22 protein-coding genes and 1 tRNA gene are annotated in these 18,501 nt (G+C 34.8%); 7 read left to right on the plus strand and 16 right to left on the minus strand.

All coding sequences use genetic code 11. From position 1 onward, the window contains the following. Nucleotides 1–4: 4 nt before the first annotated feature. From OZP11_RS18795 to OZP11_RS18810, 4 genes are all read right to left on the minus strand, one after another. Nucleotides 5–2,623: a TonB-dependent receptor gene (locus tag OZP11_RS18795; RefSeq protein ID WP_281232045.1), complete on the minus strand. Its 2,619-nt coding sequence runs from the start codon at nucleotides 2,621–2,623 to the stop codon at nucleotides 5–7. A gap of 99 nt (nucleotides 2,624–2,722) precedes the next feature. Continuing rightward, nucleotides 2,723–3,565, minus strand: a complete 843-nt coding sequence (locus OZP11_RS18800; protein WP_281232046.1) for a FecR family protein — start codon at nucleotides 3,563–3,565, stop codon at nucleotides 2,723–2,725. Nucleotides 3,566–3,576: 11 nt separating this feature from the next. Then, nucleotides 3,577–3,786 carry a hypothetical protein gene (locus OZP11_RS18805; RefSeq protein WP_281232047.1) on the minus strand — a complete coding sequence of 70 codons (210 nt, stop codon included), beginning with the start codon at nucleotides 3,784–3,786 and terminating at the stop codon, nucleotides 3,577–3,579. Nucleotides 3,787–3,833: 47 nt separating this feature from the next. After that, the gene (locus OZP11_RS18810) at nucleotides 3,834–4,355 is read right to left on the minus strand and encodes an RNA polymerase sigma factor (RefSeq protein ID WP_281232048.1); all 522 of its coding nucleotides are present in this window, start codon (nucleotides 4,353–4,355) and stop codon (nucleotides 3,834–3,836) included. Nucleotides 4,356–4,599: 244 nt separating this feature from the next. On the opposite strand from OZP11_RS18810, the gene OZP11_RS18815 reads away from it, so the two are divergent. Further along, a complete protein-coding gene (locus OZP11_RS18815; RefSeq protein WP_281232049.1) occupies nucleotides 4,600–5,292 on the plus strand; it encodes an XAC2610-related protein in 693 nt (230 codons plus the stop codon). A gap of 60 nt (nucleotides 5,293–5,352) precedes the next feature. Here the strand turns inward: OZP11_RS18815 and OZP11_RS18820 are convergent, their stop codons facing one another. The 6 genes from OZP11_RS18820 to OZP11_RS18845 all read right to left on the minus strand — a co-directional run bounded on the left by OZP11_RS18820 (nucleotide 5,353) and on the right by OZP11_RS18845 (nucleotide 7,357). Then, complete coding sequence (locus OZP11_RS18820) at nucleotides 5,353–5,613, minus strand: hypothetical protein (RefSeq protein ID WP_281232050.1); 261 nt, start codon at nucleotides 5,611–5,613, stop codon at nucleotides 5,353–5,355. Between the two features lie 236 nt (nucleotides 5,614–5,849). Further along, entirely contained in the window at nucleotides 5,850–6,104 is a 255-nt protein-coding gene (locus tag OZP11_RS18825; protein ID WP_281232051.1) for a GIY-YIG nuclease family protein, read from the minus strand. A gap of 117 nt (nucleotides 6,105–6,221) precedes the next feature. Continuing rightward, the gene (locus tag OZP11_RS18830) at nucleotides 6,222–6,476 is read right to left on the minus strand and encodes a GIY-YIG nuclease family protein (RefSeq protein WP_281232052.1); all 255 of its coding nucleotides are present in this window, start codon (nucleotides 6,474–6,476) and stop codon (nucleotides 6,222–6,224) included. Nucleotides 6,477–6,592: 116 nt separating this feature from the next. Beyond that, nucleotides 6,593–6,847 (minus strand): GIY-YIG nuclease family protein, encoded by a 255-nt coding sequence (locus tag OZP11_RS18835; protein WP_281232053.1) that lies wholly within the window; start codon nucleotides 6,845–6,847, stop codon nucleotides 6,593–6,595. A gap of 117 nt (nucleotides 6,848–6,964) precedes the next feature. Continuing rightward, nucleotides 6,965–7,219 carry a GIY-YIG nuclease family protein gene (locus tag OZP11_RS18840; RefSeq protein WP_281232053.1) on the minus strand — a complete coding sequence of 85 codons (255 nt, stop codon included), beginning with the start codon at nucleotides 7,217–7,219 and terminating at the stop codon, nucleotides 6,965–6,967. A gap of 64 nt (nucleotides 7,220–7,283) precedes the next feature. Continuing rightward, a tRNA-Met gene (locus tag OZP11_RS18845) sits at nucleotides 7,284–7,357 on the minus strand. Between the two features lie 151 nt (nucleotides 7,358–7,508). Here OZP11_RS18845 and OZP11_RS18850 point away from each other — a divergent pair. Both OZP11_RS18850 and OZP11_RS18855 read left to right on the plus strand, forming a co-directional pair. After that, a complete protein-coding gene (locus OZP11_RS18850; protein ID WP_281232054.1) occupies nucleotides 7,509–7,901 on the plus strand; it encodes an START-like domain-containing protein in 393 nt (130 codons plus the stop codon). Nucleotides 7,902–7,955: 54 nt separating this feature from the next. Continuing rightward, nucleotides 7,956–8,792, plus strand: coding sequence for an aminotransferase class IV (locus OZP11_RS18855; protein ID WP_281232055.1), 837 nt, complete (start codon nucleotides 7,956–7,958; stop codon nucleotides 8,790–8,792). Here OZP11_RS18855 and OZP11_RS18860 read toward each other — a convergent pair. From OZP11_RS18860 to OZP11_RS18885, 6 genes are all read right to left on the minus strand, one after another. Continuing rightward, a complete protein-coding gene (locus tag OZP11_RS18860; RefSeq protein WP_281232056.1) occupies nucleotides 8,789–9,349 on the minus strand; it encodes a YqgE/AlgH family protein in 561 nt (186 codons plus the stop codon). The genes OZP11_RS18855 and OZP11_RS18860 overlap by 4 nt on opposite strands. 131 nt (nucleotides 9,350–9,480) lie before the next feature. Beyond that, nucleotides 9,481–9,753 (minus strand): HU family DNA-binding protein, encoded by a 273-nt coding sequence (locus tag OZP11_RS18865; RefSeq protein WP_012022249.1) that lies wholly within the window; start codon nucleotides 9,751–9,753, stop codon nucleotides 9,481–9,483. A gap of 180 nt (nucleotides 9,754–9,933) precedes the next feature. Then, nucleotides 9,934–10,881 carry a methionyl-tRNA formyltransferase gene (gene fmt / locus OZP11_RS18870; protein ID WP_281232057.1) on the minus strand — a complete coding sequence of 316 codons (948 nt, stop codon included), beginning with the start codon at nucleotides 10,879–10,881 and terminating at the stop codon, nucleotides 9,934–9,936. Further along, nucleotides 10,881–12,776: a RecQ family ATP-dependent DNA helicase gene (locus OZP11_RS18875; protein WP_281232058.1), complete on the minus strand. Its 1,896-nt coding sequence runs from the start codon at nucleotides 12,774–12,776 to the stop codon at nucleotides 10,881–10,883. The genes fmt and OZP11_RS18875 overlap by 1 nt, the downstream gene beginning before the upstream one ends. A gap of 65 nt (nucleotides 12,777–12,841) precedes the next feature. Continuing rightward, complete coding sequence (locus tag OZP11_RS18880; RefSeq protein ID WP_281232059.1) at nucleotides 12,842–13,375, minus strand: AAA family ATPase; 534 nt, start codon at nucleotides 13,373–13,375, stop codon at nucleotides 12,842–12,844. Between the two features lie 512 nt (nucleotides 13,376–13,887). Further along, on the minus strand, nucleotides 13,888–14,805 hold the full coding sequence (locus OZP11_RS18885) for an alpha/beta hydrolase family protein (protein WP_281232060.1): 918 nt from the start codon (nucleotides 14,803–14,805) through the stop codon (nucleotides 13,888–13,890). A 201-nt stretch (nucleotides 14,806–15,006) separates the two neighbouring features. On the opposite strand from OZP11_RS18885, the gene OZP11_RS18890 reads away from it, so the two are divergent. The 4 genes from OZP11_RS18890 (at nucleotide 15,007) to OZP11_RS18905 (ending at nucleotide 18,444) form a co-directional block, all read left to right on the plus strand. Then, nucleotides 15,007–15,303: a DUF493 family protein gene (locus OZP11_RS18890; protein ID WP_281232061.1), complete on the plus strand. Its 297-nt coding sequence runs from the start codon at nucleotides 15,007–15,009 to the stop codon at nucleotides 15,301–15,303. 5 nt (nucleotides 15,304–15,308) lie between these two features. Beyond that, the gene (locus OZP11_RS18895; protein ID WP_281232062.1) at nucleotides 15,309–16,031 is read left to right on the plus strand and encodes a DUF4290 domain-containing protein; all 723 of its coding nucleotides are present in this window, start codon (nucleotides 15,309–15,311) and stop codon (nucleotides 16,029–16,031) included. Nucleotides 16,032–16,124: 93 nt separating this feature from the next. Then, the gene (gene murA / locus OZP11_RS18900) at nucleotides 16,125–17,438 is read left to right on the plus strand and encodes a UDP-N-acetylglucosamine 1-carboxyvinyltransferase (protein WP_281232063.1); all 1,314 of its coding nucleotides are present in this window, start codon (nucleotides 16,125–16,127) and stop codon (nucleotides 17,436–17,438) included. A 127-nt stretch (nucleotides 17,439–17,565) separates the two neighbouring features. Next, the gene (locus OZP11_RS18905) at nucleotides 17,566–18,444 is read left to right on the plus strand and encodes a cation diffusion facilitator family transporter (protein WP_281232064.1); all 879 of its coding nucleotides are present in this window, start codon (nucleotides 17,566–17,568) and stop codon (nucleotides 18,442–18,444) included. Nucleotides 18,445–18,501 lie beyond the last annotated feature (57 nt).

Genomic DNA, 18,501 nt, shown 5'->3' on the forward strand with positions numbered 1-18,501 from the left:
TGCATTAAAATTTAAAGTTATAAGAAATGCCGGGTACTATACCAAAAATCGACAATCTTCGGGTTTCATTTGCTCCTGTATCTTCATTTGTTGTAAAGTTGATCGAAGCGGCATTTTTTCTATTGTAAAGATTGTAAATGCTGAATACCCAGTAACTCTGCCAGCCTTTCTTTTTGTCCGGTTTAGGTGTATAGGTTGCCGCAACATCAAGATGATGAAACAGAGGAAGTCTGTTTTCGTTTCGCAGCGAATAATTAGGAACGTGGATATCTCCAAATTCATAATACGAACCGGCATACGTTACAGGCTGGCCGGAACGCAGCGTGAAGTTAGCATTAAAAGACCATTTTGGACTGTATTCATAATTTCCAACTATACTTAAATTATGCAGTTTGTCGTAGCCGGATAAATACCAGTTACCATTGGCAACGCCTGGTTCATCAGGAGTTCTTCCCGGTGTTTTTTGTTCGGCTTTAGATAATGTGTACGAAACCCATCCTGTTAAAATACCTCTGTTTTTTCTAAATAATAATTCCATTCCGTACGATCTCGCTTTTCCGTTCAGGATAACCTGTTCTACATTATTGTTTGCCAAGACATCGGCACCGTCAATATAATCGATACGGTTTTGAACGTTCTTGTAAAACAATTCTCCTTCAAAAGTATAATCATTTTCATGGAAGTTTCTGAAATATCCTACTGCATATTGATCTAATAACTGCGGTTTTGTAAAAGGTCCGCTTGGCGTCCAGATGCTCATAGGCAATGGTGATTGTGTATTCGATAAAATATGAATGTACTGCGCCATTCTGTTGTAACTCGCTTTTACCGAAGTTTCATCATTAAAAGCATACGATAAGGCAGCTCTTGGTTCGAAATTATCAAAACTGCTGATGGTTTTTCCCTTTCCGTAATAAACGCTTCCTGTAGGAACTCCTTCTTCGTAAATATTATATAAAGGATTATATACCACAGCCTGATTGTTTGCGTAAGTGCTGATGGTTTCTGAACCTAAACGATAAAACGTGCTGTAACGAAGTCCGTAGCGGAAATTAAGTTTTTCGGTAATCTGGTTTTCAAAATCAATAAAAGCAGAAGCTTCTAAAGCATATTTTTTATCCAGCTGTTTGTAGTTAAATGAAGACCCCTGCGCAGTTGGACGCACAACTCCGGGATTAAAATCATAATACAAACCATCGACTCCGTAATTAAGTTTAAATTTTTCGGTTACCTGGTGGTTCCAGTTGTATTTTAAGCCGTAACTTTTGATGTTGCTGTCCCATTCGAAACTTTCTATCGGCATTCCCAGATTGAACTTGTAATCGCTGTAAAAAGCAGATAAATTGGTGTTTAAATTATCAGAAAATTTATGTTTCCAGCTTAAAATTCCCATTGTAGTTCCGTATGAACTCGAAAAACGATCGTTTATATCGAACACATCGCTTCCAAAATAACCCGAAAAAGCAATTGTATTATTGGCATTTAAGCGATAATTTAATTTAGCATTGAAATCATAAAACATAGCAGAATTTTTATTATCGGCCAGTTTCATAAATAAATGTGCGTATGATGTACGTCCGGCAAGAATAAAAGAACCTTTTTCTTTTTTTATCGGGCCCTGAACCAAAAGCCGGCTGGAGATTACTCCAACACCTCCGTTTACTTTATAATCTTCAAAATCACCTGTCTGCTGTGTTACATCAAGTACAGAAGAAACACGTCCTCCAAATCGGGAAGGAATTCCTCCTTTGTACAAATCCAGTCCGTTAACGATATCAGCATTAAAAATGGAGAAAAAACCAAACATATGCGAATCAGCATAAACCGGAGCACCGTCAAGAAGAATCAAATTCTGATCGGCAGCACCGCCGCGGACATTAAATCCCGAAGAAGCTTCTCCGGCATTGGTAACTCCCGGAAGTGTCAGGATTGATTTTAAAGGATCTGCTTCGCCCATTGCCACAGGAATTCGTTTTATATCCTGCATAGTCAGCCGGCTCACACTCATTTGAGTATTTTTGATATCAGCAGCTTTGTTACTTGTTACAATCACCTGTTCTAATTCCTGACTGTCAGATTCTATATTGAAATTTAGAGTAGTGTCATCAGAAATAGTAATGTGTTTTTCTCTGTTTTTAAAACCTATGTAACTTATAGAAACCGTATAACTTCCGTTTGGGATTTCGATGCTGAATTTTCCGTTCATATCCGTTACGGCACCAACTTCCAATTCTTTAATATAAACATTGGCACCAATAACGGATTGTTTGGTATCATCAAAAACCTGCCCTGTCAGCCTGCTTTTTTTTTTAGCCGGTTTTGGAGCCTGAGATTTTTGTTTTACAAAAATATTGTTGCCCACAATAGAAAACTGTATAGATGCACTTTTGTTTAGTTCAGTTATAAGCTTTTCGATTTCGGTTTGCTTAAAGGTGCTTTTTTTTGTAAAATACTTTTGATTGGTGTCGATTTGATCAGTAAAAGCAAATTTAAAATCGGTTTGATTCTCAATCTGCTTAAAGAATTCTTTTAAGGTTACATTTTGATCTACAGTTACTGTAACGCTCTGAGCGGATATACATAAACTGAATAAAAAAAAGCATGCTGAAATTATATGCTTCATGAAATTTTGTATTTTTGAATATTATTAACTGGAATAACCTCGTGTTATCCTGACTATGAGAAGGATGTGTAGTTTCGCGGCTTACATCCTTTTTCTTTTCTATTGAAAAGCAATCTGTTTTAGATCTTCATTTATTTCAAAGTTTAGGTTATACATTTCTGATAGTAATTGAACAATCGTTTTTAAATCTTCTTTCTTGTTGATTCTAATGGTGATTTTCTGATTTTGATATTCTTTTGGGAGAATTACTTTATAGCCGTAATTTTCTTCAATGTAAGTACTTACGACTGTTAGTTTTTCGTTGTCGAAATCTACAAAACGGCTGAACTCAGATATTGAAGCACCATGGTTTCCGTAAGTAAATTTTTCACCCGGTTTTAAAATCCATTTCTGATCCCGGCCTTTTACATTCATCTGAACGCTTCCTTCGTAAAGTTCGACCGTGACTTCTTTTTCTTTAAAACCTTTCACGGTAAAAGAGGTTCCTAAAACAGTAGTTGTCGTTTCATTACAAAAAACCAGAAAAGGATGCTGTTTGTCTTTTTTTACCTGAAAATAAGCTTCTCCAACGACTTCAATCTTTCTGTTCAAAGCAAAATTATCGGCATACGAAATTTTCGAATCCGGACTTAAATCGATTCTTGAACTATCGGGTAAAATAACCTGTTTGATTTTTGTTGTTTTGTTTTCGATTACATTTCCGGCCAGAACAACATTTTCCGTTTCATTTTCGGTGTTAAAATACATTCCTGTTCCAATAAGAACAAAAAGTAAAATCGTGGCAGCGGCATAATAACGCCATGGTTTAGACTTTTGCTTTTTGATAGCAAAAGTTTCAGAATGAAATTTCTTCCAGGAAGCTTCTTTGATGCCTTCGGGATTTGAAACCGGAGTTTCATTCCATAATTTTTCAAATTCGTTGTCTAATTTTTCCTTGTCCATTTTTTTTGGTGTTAGATAAGCTGACAATGAAATCCTTGTTTTGTAAAAACACCATAAACCATTTCTTTAATATCTCTGTTGGTTTCGATGTGCAGGATGTTTTCACGCCCTTGCTTGTCGAAATTTATGATACAGTCAGAAATGACGAATTGCAGAAGCGCTACAAGCAAGCTTGCATCTTTCTTTGTTCTGACATTTGTTTTATAAGCCTCAATATGCATTTTTGTGTTGTTATTTTTAGGTATAACAAACGAGAATGCAAAAGTTCCTAATGGTTTTCGATTTTTTTTCGAATAAATTTACTGGCGAGATAAATATGATTGGCAATGGTCTTTTCAGAAAGATCCGTTATTTCTGCAATCTCCTTATAGCTAAGGTTTTCCAGTTTGTGTAGAGTGAATATTTTTTGCTGCTGTTCCGGAAGCTGATTAATAAAATTATGTAATTTTTCTTTTCTGTCCTCAAAAATTCCTGAATCAGTTTCTTCCTGTGCAATGCTTACCTGAGAAGGATCAAGCTGAATTATTTTGTTTTCTCTGTTAACGTGGTTGATAATGATGTTTTTGCAGATGGTAAATAACTGTTTGTCAAACAAAACTTCTTCGTTAAGCAGTTCTCTTTTATTATACAATCGGATAAAGGTTTCCTGAACAAAGTCTTCCGGAGTGAGTACAGAAGAATTAAAACGTCTGGCAATATTTATCAGTTTATCGTAGTAATTGAAATAGGCTTCTTTAAAAGCGGCTTCATTACCTTTTTTTAAACTTATAATAAACTTTCTATTATCCATAACGAAAAAAATCGCAGCTAGTTTTAACTAGTCTAAACTCACTGAAATCAATATTATTGTATAGAAAACGAAGTGATTTCGAGTTGTGAATGTAATACGCTGCAAAGAACCGTAATTTAATTGTATAATTAGACGCAGTTATTAAAAAATGTTACAGACTAAAAGAGTTTTTTTATTTTCGAAATGTATCTTTACTTTGCAGTATTTTTATGCCTAATTATAAAATTAATAATCTTAGATTGATATGAAACAGTTATTCTGTGTGTTGGTTGTTTTGTTTTTGGTAAGTTGTAGAAATACAACAGAAAAGACGAAAAATGATGTGAGTAAAGAGACGCCTTCAGAAAAGAAAAATACTGAAGCTAAAGTCGATACTATTGTAAAAGTAGGTAAGCCGTTTGATGTTAATGGTATTAAATGCAATTGGAAGCAAATTGATTCTGCTTCTGTAAAAACAACAATAGAGTTATTGGAATACAAAACGAATCGTGTTCTGCTGAGTTATTCAGATGAATCTATATTCGAAAATGATTTTAATGCGGCTGATTATTTTAACGAGCACTTTAAAGATTTAAATTTTGACGGGCTCAAAGATTTTTTAATTACCAGTAAGGGCAGTACGGCTATGACTGATCTGATCAATATTTATATCTTTAATCCAAAGACAAAAACATTCGGGTTCTCGGAAAACTTGTCAGATAATACAATCGAAGAAATAAATAATGAAAAGCGAATGCTTGTAACGAGTTCGTTTAATATAGATGATGAAATTATACAGAAACATTATTTTGACAGCAACGGCAAAATAACATATTCTGAAATGATTACGAAATCAGATTTTACAGGAAATGACAACGTTGAAAAATATAAAAACCGATATGAAAAAATAGTCAACGGCGAAATTGTAAAAACAAAAGTATACATTACCACCGAATGATAATTGAAGCAAAGCACCACTTTTTAAGTGGTGTTTTTTGTTTACAGAATAATGTCTGAATTATTTGCTTTCTTCCTCCAAATTGTCGGCTGCAGAAATCTGATCCAGGATATTGGTTTGATTTGGAGAAATGTAGTTTTTTACTTCCGGAGTATTTTCTTTTTTAAAAAGAAGGTCCAATGCCGTATAAAGTCTTAATAAAACATCTTTGTCTTCTTTCTTAATGTCTAAAGCAGAGTTAAAATTGAAAACATAATTATTCGAATTGCGAACTTCTACTTTTATTGTTTTAGATGTGATTTTAAATTTGACTATATCCATTGTTTGTAAATTACCTACTGCAAAATAATGTTTTTAATTGCACTTATTTCCCTTATTTTATATTTTTTTTATTGTCAAAGATCATAATTTACAAAAAATCCTGCCTAGTGCTCGTTATTATAACGAGAGATAACTAAAAGACAAAACCCTTAAACAAATGATGTTTAAGGGTTTTGTGTTTTATAGAGGACGGGAGTTGAACCCGTGTCCGCCGCGGCGGATAAGAATCCTTGCTTTTAAAGAGATTCGATTAGTTCTTTAATGAATTCTCTTCCGATTCCGGTTTTGAAATATTTTTCTCTTTTGATGGCTTCATTTTTAGAATTGAAAAATTCTACATAAACAACTTCCCAAGGTCTGTATTTTACAGTATAGCCTTTTGCCGCAAGTAAATTATGAGATTTAAAACGTTCAATTAGATTAGAAGTAAATCCAGTATAGTTTTTATTGAATTTTTCTGAGAATAAGATATACACTACAAACTCTTCCATTTTGTCAAATTGTTTTAAGCAAAAAAAAAACACCACTTTAAAAAAAGTGGTGTTTTACCTTGTAGCGAGGACGGGAGTTGAACCCATGTCCGCCGTGGCGGATAAGAATCCTTGCTTTTAAAGAGAATCGATTAGTTTTTTAATGAATTCTCTTCCGATTCCGGTTTTCAAATATTTTTCTCTTTTAATTGCTTCATTTTTAGAATTGAAAAATTCTACATAAACAACTTCCCAAGGTCTGTATTTTACAGTATAGCCTTTTGCCACAAGTAAATTATGAGATTTAAATCGTTCAATTAGATTAGAAGTAAATCCAGTATAGTTTTTATTGAATTTTTCTGAGAATAAGATATACACTACAAACTCTTCCATTTTGTCAAATTGTTTTAAGCAAAAAAAAACACCACTTTGAAAAAAGTGGTGTTTTACCTTGTAGCGAGGACGGGAGTTGAACCCGTGTCCGCCGCGGCGGATAAGAATCCTTGCTTTTAAAGAGAATCGATTAGTTTTTTAATGAATTCTCTTCCGGTTCCGGTTTTGAAATATTTTTCTCTTTTGATGGCTTCATTTTTAGAATTGAAAAATTCTACATAAACAACTTCCCAAGGTCTGTATTTTGCAGTATAGCCCTTTGTAGCAAGTAAATTATGAGATTTAAAACGTTCAATTAGATTAGAAGTAAATCCAGTATAGTTTTTATTGAATTTTTCTGAGAATAAGATATACACTACAAACTCTTCCATTTTGTCAAATTGTTTTAAGCAAAAAAAAAACACCACTTTGAAAAAAGTGGTGTTTTACCTTGTAGCGAGGACGGGAGTTGAACCCGTGTCCGCCGCGGCGGATAAGAATCCTTGCTTTTAAAGAGAATCGATTAGTTTTTTAATGAATTCTCTTCCGGTTCCGGTTTTGAAATATTTTTCTCTTTTGATGGCTTCATTTTTAGAATTGAAAAATTCTACATAAACAACTTCCCAAGGTCTGTATTTTGCAGTATAGCCCTTTGTAGCAAGTAAATTATGAGATTTAAAACGTTCAATTAGATTAGAAGTAAATCCAGTATAGTTTTTATTGAATTTTTCTGAGAATAAGATATACACTACAAACTCTTCCATTTTGTCAAATTGTTTTAAGCAAAAAAAAAAAACACCACTTTGAAAAAAGTGGTGTTTTACCTTGTAGCGAGGACGGGAGTTGAACCCGTGACCTCAGGGTTATGAATCCTGCGCTCTAACCAACTGAGCTACCTCGCCTGGACTGCTATCATGAATTCGTGATTGCGGGTGCAAAGATAGAAATAATATTAAAGCAAACAAGAATATTTTGAAGAAAAAAAAATATTTTTAAAAACGCATTGTTTTTGGACATATATTCTTATATTTCCAAAAAAATTAAAAGTAGCACATGGATTCAAAAATACGTTACGAAATCGAGTTTCCGATCAATTCTTCGCCGCAGTTATTGTATCAATATATATCAACGCCGTCAGGTTTATCAGAATGGTTTGCTGACAACGTTAACTCAAGAGGTGAATTTTTTACCTTTATCTGGAATGATTCACAGGAAAAAGCACGTCTGGCTTCTAAAAAATCAGGCGAAAAAGTGAAGTTCAAATGGGTTGACGAAAGCAGTAAAGACACTGAATACTTTTTTGAACTGCATATTTTAGTTGATGAATTAACTAAAGATGTATCATTAATGGTAGTTGATTTTGCTGATAAAGAAGAAATAGGAGAGGCTAAACAATTGTGGGAGAATCAGATCTCAGATCTGAAACATCTTATTGGTTCTGTTTAGTAAAAGTCTATTTTATACCTTATATTTGCCCTGAACAAAATTCAGGGTTTTTTTATGATCAATTTTAACGGAAACACAGTACAGGAAGAAAATATATTAACTCAAAATCGTGCTTTTCTTTATGGAGACGGCGTTTTTGAAACCGTAAAAATAATCAATAACAAAATTTTGTTCCTCGAAGATCATTATTTCAGGTTAATGGCTTCGATGCGTGTTGTGCGAATGGAAATTCCAATGAACTTCACTATGGAATATTTTGAAGAACAGATTTTAAATTTCGTTCAGGCAAAAGGTATCACAGCATCGGCAAGAGCAAGAATTACCGTTTTTAGAAATGACGGCGGTTTGTATCTCCCAACAACAAATGAGATTTCATATTTAATTCATGCGGCCCCTCTTGAAAACACTTCTTATGTTTTAAATACAGCAGAATACGAAGTAGATTTATACAAAGACTTTTATGTAACAAAACAATTGCTGTCGTCTATTAAAACGACCAATAAAATGATAAATGTTACCGGAAGTATTTTTGCGCATGAAAACGGTTTGGCAAACTGCCTGCTGGTAAATGATGCAAAAAATGTTATAGAAGCTTTACAAGGTAATTTGTTTATGGTTTCGGGTAAAAAACTGATTACCCCGCCAGTATCTGAAGGCTGTTTAAACGGAATTATGCGTAAACAGATTTTAGCTCTGGCTAAGAAAATTGAAGGCATAGAGGTAACAGAGGAAATAATTTCGCCATTTGATCTTCAAAAAGCAGACGAATTATTCCTTACAAATGTTATCACGGGAATACAGCCGATAACTAAATACCGAAAAAAGGAGTTTACAAGTAATCTGGCTCATTTATTAGTGCAAAAGCTAAATGAATCCATTTCTGAAAATTAATTCAGATATGGATTCTCAGGTGCGTTTGACCAGATAACGTAATCGCCTCCCAGTTCAATGATCTGTTCCTTCCAAAAATGGGTGGTCGATTTTCCGATAATTTTATTCTTGTAATTATTATCGGCAATGATCCAGGAGTTGCCCTGCATTTCGCTTTCAAGCTGATTTTCATCCCAACCGGTATAGCCTAAGAAAAAACGAATGTTATTCTTGGTTATCGCTCCGTTGTTAATCAGGTCTTTGGTCGATTCAAAATCGCCTCCCCAATATATTCCGTTAGAAATCTCCACACTATTTGGGATTAACTCAGGAATGTTATGAATGAAGTACAGATTGTCTTGTTCAACCGGGCCTCCGTTATATATCTTGAAATTGGCATCAATCTCCGGAATTAAATCATTAATAGTATATTTTAGAGGTTTATTAATGATAAATCCTATTGATCCTTCTTTGTTATGGTCTGCTAATAAAATTACCGATCTGTTAAAAGATAAATCTCCAATTATTGAAGGCTCGGCAATAAGCAGGTGTCCTTTTTTTAATTTTTCTGAAATCATACGGCTACAATTTTCTTTAAATTTAATCATAAAATTTTTAAAATCGCAAAAAAAATCGTTAAACCGCATAAAAAAACCCTCCATAAGGAGGGTTTTAATTATATTATCTTAGTTTAGCGAACTTTAACTAATTAGTTCACTGCACCTTCTAATTCAGCTCCAGCTTTGAATTTTACTACATTTTTTGCAGCAATTTTGATAGTTTTTCCTGTTTGAGGATTTCTACCATCTCTAGCAGCTCTCGCAGACACTGACCAAGATCCGAAACCTACTAATGAAATTCTTCCGCCTTTTTTCAAAGTAGTTCCTACATTTCCTAAAAATGATTCTAAAGCTAATTTTGCCGCAGCTTTTGTAATTCCTGCATCAGCAGCGATAGCATCGATTAATTCTGATTTGTTCATAATAATTAGTTATTAATTGTTGGTTAAAAAAAAATGTTAATACACAAATTTAGTAGGAAATCCGTTGCGTGCAAGTGTTTTCTTTAATTTTAGCAATAATTGTTGATAACTTGCTTTTTTTGTTCATAAAGCACGTTGTTTATCGACTAAAAACAGGTACAAACCCCTGTTTTACTGAGCTTAATGCATCTTTGCTTCATCAGAAAAAGTAATGCCGTTTAATAATTCCGACACCTGCATTCTCTTCTTTCCCGGTAATTGTAGGCTTAATAACTCTATAAAGCCTCCTTTTATTGCAACTTTAATTTCTTTTTTACTGTTAATTAACTTTCCAATCTCATAAGAATGGCTGTCCGGCATCAGTTTAGCCTCGTAGATTTTGATATTTAAATTTTCATTTTTATCATTCAGGAAACACCATGCAGCAGGATAAGGACTCAAACCGCGTATTAAATTGTTGATTTCCTCTCCTGATTTTGTCCAGTCAATTTTGCAGTTTTCCTTGTTTAACTTGTATGCTGTCCTGATTTCGTCATTATCTTCCTGAATAGTTGTGGTCACATTTCCGTTTTCAATTACTTTTAAAGTATCAATTACAGTTGTGCTTCCTAAATTCATTAATCTATCGTGTAATTGTCCTGCATTTTCTGTAGGTTCAATTGAGATTTCCGAATTTAAAATCATGGCTCCGGTATCAATTTTATCATCTATAAAAAATGTTGTAACACCAGTTTTGGTTTCACCATTAATAATCGCCCAGTTAATTGGCGCTGCGCCGCGATAATTTGGCAGTAAAGAAGCGTGAAGATTAAATGTTCCTAAACTTGGCATTTCCCAAACTACTTTTGGAAGCATTCTAAACGCAACCACAATTTGCAGATTGGCATTTAAAGCTTTTAATTCAGCCAGAAAACTTTCGTCTTTTAAATTTACGGGCTGTAATAAAGTCAGGTTGTGCGCGAGTGCATATTCTTTTACAGCCGAGTATTTTATTTTTTGTCCGCGTCCTGCCGGTTTATCAGCAGCCGTAATAACGCCCACAACTTCGTAATTGTTTTTAAGAATGGTATCCAGAATTCCAACCGCAAACTCCGGAGTTCCCATAAATATAATTCGTAATTTTTCCATTATGATTTTAAAGTGTATTTATTGTTCGCCTGAATAACGATATGATTGTTTTCTAATAATTCCTGAATCACTGCCAGAACATCTTTTGTGTCGAGTTTTATCTGATTCTGAATTTCTCTTGATGTTAAAGCAGTTGCTTTTAGCAGATGAAGAATTTTATCTGCAATAGAATCAGCTTCGGTTATTTTTCCTTTTTGGGTAATACAATAGGAGCAGACCCCGCAGTTTGAATCGGCTTTTTCTCCAAAATAATCCAAAACCAAACGGTTTTTGCATGTTTTGTCTTCTTTTATATAATAAAGTACAGATGAAAGCTGGTCGCGTTTTAGTTTGTTTTGTTTTTCCAGATATTTCGAAACACGGTTTATCGTCAAATCATCTTCACGGACTTCATTAAATAATATAGTAGCATCGTTGTTTTTCGATTTGTATTCGATGATTTCTTTCTCTTTCAGTTTTTCCAAAACAGCCGTAATTTGTCCTTCGGTGTGATTTGATTTTTTTGCCAGTAACGGAAGGTTTAATGCTGTTTTCATTTCGTGAATTCCGGGATAGGTTCGTAAAATCGCCAGAATAATTTCTTCTTCGTTCGGATTCAGACTCATATACCGAATCACTTCTTTAGATTCAATTAAAAACTGCATCGTAACTTTTTCCGAAAATTCCTGAGACATCGTAATAATGCCCTGTTGATTCAAAAACTGCAGTGCATTGTAAGTTTTAAGAGTAGGGAAGTCGTATTTATTGCAAAAGTGATTCATTTTAAAAGAATAGGATTCGTCTATTCCTTCGCCGTAAGCAATCTGGAAATAATTGCACAATTTAATGTACATCGTTTTCAGGAATTTTTTATCCGGAAGAATATTCAGAAACTGCTGTTCAGTCTGATTGGCATCTGAGTTATTAAAAAGCAAAACCGAAAATGATTTTTCGCCGTTACGTCCCGCCCTTCCGGATTCCTGATAATAATTTTCTAAATTTTCGGGCAATTGGGTATGGATAACCGTTTTTACATTGTCTTTGTCGATTCCCATTCCAAACGCATTTGTAGCGACAATTACCTGTGCCTGTTCCGACATCCACAATTGCATGTTTTTGTCTTTTTCCTGAGCCGAAAGTCCGCCGTGATAATACGTTGCCCTAAATCCTAATGACTGTAGCTGTGTAGACATGTTCAGGCAAGATTTTCGGTTACGTACGTAAATAATAGAAGGCTGTGGATTTTTCTTTAAAATCTGTTCAACACGGTATAATTTGTCTTCGACTTCAAAGACCATGTATGCGATATTTTTTCTTTCAAAAGACTTTTGGAAAAGTTTGGTGTCTTTTAATCCTAATTCGGTTTTAATGTCTTCAACGACTCTTGGAGTTGCAGTTGCGGTTAAGGCCAAAAACGGAATTTTAGGAAAGTATTTTTTTAGTTCCGAAATTTTTAAGTAAGCAGGTCGGAAATCATGGCCCCATTGCGAAACACAATGCGCTTCGTCAATAGCGATTAAATTAATTGGGAGATTCTTTATTCGTTCCAAAATCCAGTCTGACTGAAGACGTTCCGGAGAAAGATAAAGAAATTTGTAATTCCCAAATTGGCAGTTGTCCAGAAGATCAATAATTTCTTCGGTGTGAATTCCTCCCGTAAGGGCAATGGCTTTAATATCTCTCTTTTGCAGATTAGCCACCTGATCTTTCATCAAAGCGATTAAAGGCGAAATTACGAGGCATATTCCTTCCTGCATCATGGCCGGAACCTGAAAGCAAATCGATTTTCCGCCCCCCGTGGGCAGCAGAGCAAAAGTGTCCTGACCTTCTAAAACCGAATCAATTATTTCTTTTTGCAAAGGTCGGAAACCTTGGTGTTTCCAGTATTTTAAAAGAATGTCTTGTGCTTCCTGCATGACCTGTGTTTTAAAGTTAAAAATGTAGAAATCAGTTTCTAGTTTTGCAACTTTAAAACCGGCTGCTAAATTTTGTCTAAGATAAAAAGAATTCTGTTTTCTACTGTATCTTTCGGAACCTCAATTAAATCGTAACCGTATTTCTTATAAGTTTCGATAAGATGTTTCTGGATTTCTAATGCCTGTTCGAAATTTTCATAACGTTCTGTGTCACTTTTATAAATTTCTTCCCAAGGCGGCAGAATAAATGTTTTAGAGTATTTATAGTTCTCGCAGGCATCTATAAAATATTCAGGATATTCATCGCCAATATAATCCATATAAGCGACAACATCGGGAATACCGCGGTCGATAAAAACTACATTATCGGGTTCCTGTACGGCACTTTTAAATTGCTGAATACGTCCTTCGAGGAGCATTTCGCTAAATAATAAGGGCTGTTCAAGGAATAATTGTTCGATACCTCTTTTTTGAGCTTCGAGCGTAACTTCTCTGGAAATTTCGGGATAACAGCAATAGCCACGAGCGACTAATTCGTTTATAAGTGTAGATTTTCCTGTACCAGGACCGCCAAGCAGGACTATGATTTCTTTTTGCACTATTCTAAAAATAAAGCGCAAATTTACCTAAACTTATTTATAATTAAAAAGAATATTTCTCAGAAACGAAAGATTTGATATTTTATAAATAAAGTTCTTGTTTTGAGACCCTGATTTGGAAGATATATTTCTCTAACATTATGTAATTCGCGTTTAGATCAGAAAATAAATATCTTCAAGGTTATAAAAACCTTGAAGGAGACCAAATAATACTTTCAAGAAATATCTTTTGTCAATTTTATCTTTATCCCGGGAAATTATTGCTCAGCCAAAAGCTGAATACTGTCAGAATGATTAATGATGTTATAGAACCATAAAAAATACCTGATCCTAAATTTTGCGCAGATTCTTTATTTTCTGAAAATTTTCTAATTACAAACCCAATAGTTACAGAAGCAATTAGTATCAAAATTATCAATAAAAAATTGTCCAGTAGTTTAAGAGTATAAATAATAAAAAGATGCAGTACTAAGGTTGACGTAAAAACGATTTGTTTCATCTTTATTTAAGCGTTACTCACAAAAAGAATATTTTTCAGAATCTTTCCCTTTTTTATTAGAAGGGATAATCAAATGCGATTGGAATTTTTTATCATTCAATACATTATTCACAAAATCCAAAACATATTGCTGTCCCTGGTGAAAAAGATAACCGGAAAATTCATGTCCGCCTCCGCAAAAAGTAATCAGCTCAACGTCTTTATGTAAATCGTTCATCTGATTGTAAACTGCGTATGAACCAAAAAGAATCAGCCAGCCCGAAGCATTTGTAGGGCACGAACGGTGCGAACCTGCGCTGTACGGAACTGTGTCGTCATTGTTTCCGTGAGCCAATAACATCGGAATTGCTTTTTCTTTGGTAATCAAATTAATATCCTGAATTGCGCCTGAACCTCCTATAAACCCTTTGTATTTAAAACTTTCAGGCAGATTGCTTTTGTATAAATTCATCAGTTTGTAATCCCAGAAAGAAGCATGAAAACCAATTTCGGCACCGGCACTGATTCCTGAAATAAAGAATTTTGAAGTATCGAGATTGTATTTGCTGGCATTTTCGATTAAATAACCGGTTGCCTGCCACATATCGCTTACGCCAATTTGGATTGCTTTTATTTTTTCGGTTAACGTTCCTTTACAGCCAAAATCCTTCCCTTTCATATACAAACTGTACGAAATACTGGCAACGGCATAACCATTTTGAGCCATAAATAAACCAAAGTTTTTTTCGCTTGTACGCTCTCCGCCTGAGAATCCGCCGCCAAATGCAAACAGAATCAACGGAATTTTTTCGTCCGTTTTTTTCTTTGGCAGATATAAATCTAAATCTAGTTTTAAAGTATCGTTTTGGAAATATGTCAGGGTTTTAACTTCTTGAGCGTTGCTGCTGTAAAAAGTGAAAGATGTAAAAAGGAAGAAGAGGAATTTTTTCATTATAAAGTGTTTTATTCTCGTAAAGGCGCTAAAACGCAAAGTTTTTTCTCAAATATAAGAGGAAATTTTACAAAGAAATAATCTTCTATTGCTTTTTTCTCTGCACCTTTGCGCCTTTGTTATTTTGAACCTTTTTTCAATAGAAAAAATCTAAAAATTCTGAAATCAAAAACGTATATTTGCGTTTATTTTTAATTACGAATGGAGAACGATAAAGAAAAAAATACCGCCGAATTTTACGAGAGATTAAAACTGGAGCTTGATAATGCAAACACCTGGCCTGCAGAATACTTGTATAAATTCATTGTACCATCTGTTGCAGATAATGTAGAGAGAGTAGAAAAAGCTTTTGACAGAATGGGCGCAGTTATTAAAACAACAAAATCTAAAACCGGTAAATTTACCAGTGTTTCTATAGATGTTACTATGAACAGCTCTGATGATGTGATTAGTAAATACAAAGAAGTTTCGACTATTGAAGGTATAGTATCATTATAAAAATTATGATCGAAAAATATAAAAGAGAAGCCGCAAGCGACGTTGTTTATAATTTAGAATACAATTCTGAAAGACAACGATTAATAATTCCGGAATATGGTCGTCATTTGCAAAAACTGATCGATCAGGCTACTGCAATCGAAGATGATGAAAAGCGCAACAAAGCGGCGAAATACATCATTCAGGTTATGGGAAGCTTAAACCCGCATTTGCGTGATGTGCCGGATTTTCAGCATAAATTATGGGATCAGCTTTTTATTATGTCTGATTTTAAACTGAATGTTGAATCTCCTTATCCTATTCCGTCAAGAGACGTTCTGCAGTTAAAGCCGGAAACTTTACAGTATCCGCAGAACTTTCCAAAATACAGATTTTACGGAAACAACATTAAATACATGATTGATGTTGCCAATAAGTGGGAAGAAGGAGAAATGAAAAATGCATTGGTAATGGTAATTGCCAATCATATGAAAAAATCTTTCCTGAGCTGGAACAAAGACACTGTAAAAGACGACGTTATTTTTGAGCATTTATACGAATTGTCAGGCGGAAAAATCAACTTGCTGCACAGTACAGAAGAGCTTTTAAATACTACAGATTTAATGCGTACCAACAAAAGAGTGTCAAACAAAACCACTCCGGGCGGTCAGGCAAAACCCCAAAACAATAAAAATAATAACAAAGGCGGTCAGAAAAAAACATTTCAAAAAAATAATAATCAGAAATAAAATAAGGTGCTAAGATGCTAAGGAACTAAGAAGCTAAGATTTTTTAGCTTAGAACCTCAGAATCTCAGAACCTCAGAACCTTAACAAAGATCTATGGGAATTTTTAAAATCGAAGGAGGAACACCTCTAAAAGGAGAAATCACTCCGCAGGGAGCAAAAAATGAGGCGTTACAAATTTTATGTGCCGTGCTTTTGACAGGAGAGAAGGTGAAAATTAATAACATTCCTGATATTATTGACATCAATAAATTAATCACTTTGCTGGGTAATTTAGGTGTAAAAATCCAACGCAATGAACCGGGTTCAATTACTTTTCAGTCAGATGAGGTAAATGTTGGATATTTAGAAACGGAAGCTTTCAAAAAAGAAGGAGGGGCGCTTCGTGGTTCTATTATGATTGTTGGACCGCTTTTGGCTCGTTTCGGCAAAGGATATATTCCAAAACCGGGAGGAGATAAAATCGGACGCCGTAGATTAGATACACACTTTGAGGGTTTTATTAACCTTGGAGCAAAGTTTAGATACAACAGAGAAGATCACTTTTACGGAGTAGAAACTCCTGAAGAAGGACTTCAGGGAACTGATATGCTTTTAGACGAAGCATCTGTAACCGGAACAGCAAATATTGTAATGGCTGCTGTTTTGGCAAAAGGAAAAACTACTGTTTACAACGCTGCCTGCGAGCCATACTTACAGCAGTTGTGTAAAATGTTAAACTCTATGGGAGCTAAAATTACCGGAGTTGGTTCTAATTTATTGACTATCGAAGGTGTTGAAAGCCTTGGAGGATGTGAGCACACAATTCTTCCGGATATGATTGAAATTGGATCATGGATTGGTCTTGCCGCTATGACAAAGAGTGAAATCACAATTAAAAATGTAAGCTGGGAAAATTTAGGTTTGATCCCAAATACATTTAGAAAGTTAGGAATTACAATTGAAAAGCGTAACGATGATATTTACATTCCGGCTCACAAAGATGGATATGAAGTAAAAACAGATATTGACGGTTCGATCCTGACTATTGCTGATGCACCTTGGCCGGGATTCACACCAGATTTATTAAGTATCGTTTTGGTTGTGGCAACACAGGCAAAAGGAGATGTTTTAATTCACCAAAAAATGTTCGAAAGCCGTTTGTTTTTCGTGGATAAATTAATTGATATGGGTGCAAAAATTATGTTATGTGATCCGCACAGAGCTGTCGTTATGGGACATAATTTCGAATCTCAATTAAAAGCAACAACAATGTCATCTCCTGATATTCGTGCGGGGATTTCATTATTAATTGCGGCGCTTTCTGCAAAAGGAACAAGCACAATCCAGAATATCGAGCAGATTGATCGCGGATATGAGCGTATCGACGAGCGTTTAAGAGCAATTGGAGCTAAAATCGTTAGAGCATAAAGTTATTACCGCAACCCGAACGATAGCGAAAAACGAAGCGATTCACGGATTTATTTTTGAAAATCTTTGAAGATATAAATTCGTGATCCCGACAGCTATCGGGAGCGGCGAAAAAAAATAGTCATAAATGACAAACGAACAAAAAGCTATAAAAGCTACTGTCTTTAGTATAGTTGGAAACACCTGCCTGGCCCTTGTAAAAGGTCTCGCAGGTTTTTTTGGCAATTCGTATGCCCTGATTGCAGATGCAATCGAATCAACAACAGATATATTTTCGTCCTGTCTGGTTTTGTTTGGAATTAAATATTCTAACAAACCTGCCGATGAGAATCATCCTTATGGCCACGGCCGTGCAGAACCATTGATTACGTTTTTGGTAGTTGGATTTTTAATTACATCGGCTACAATTATTGGTTACGAAAGTATCGCCAATATCCAGACGTCCCATGATTTGCCAAAATCATGGACACTTTATGTATTAGGAGCCATTATTATCTGGAAAGAATATTCGTTTAGACTGGTAATGAAAAGAAGCCGACAAACCAATAGTTCCTCTTTGGCGGCTGACGCATGGCATCATAGAAGTGATGCTATAACTTCTGTTGCCGCTTTTGTTGGAATTTCGGCCGCATTGGTTATGGGCAAAGGCTATGAATCTGCAGATGACTGGGCTGCACTATTTGCTGCTTTTTTTATTCTGTATAACAGTTATAAAATTTTCAGACCGGCCCTTGGCGAAATCATGGATGAAAACCTAAATGATGATTTAGTTGAAGAAATTCGTGTTGCAGCTTTGAAAGTACCGGGAATTCTTGGAACAGAAAAATGTTATATCCGAAAAGCCGGAATGCGTTACCATGTAGATCTTCATGCGATTGTTTCGGCTAAGATTTCAGTTAAAGAAGGACATGATCTTTCGCATAAATTGCAGGATGCTTTAAAAGAAGAAATTCCACAACTCGGACATGTTTTAATCCATATTGAACCGGATGATTATCATTGTTGAAAGGTTCTAAGTTGCTAAGGTTTATTTTAGAGATTAGTATTTTTTTTTCGGGCTGAG

The sequence above is a fragment of the Flavobacterium gelatinilyticum genome (genome assembly GCF_027111295.1).
Classification (GTDB): domain Bacteria; phylum Bacteroidota; class Bacteroidia; order Flavobacteriales; family Flavobacteriaceae; genus Flavobacterium; species Flavobacterium gelatinilyticum.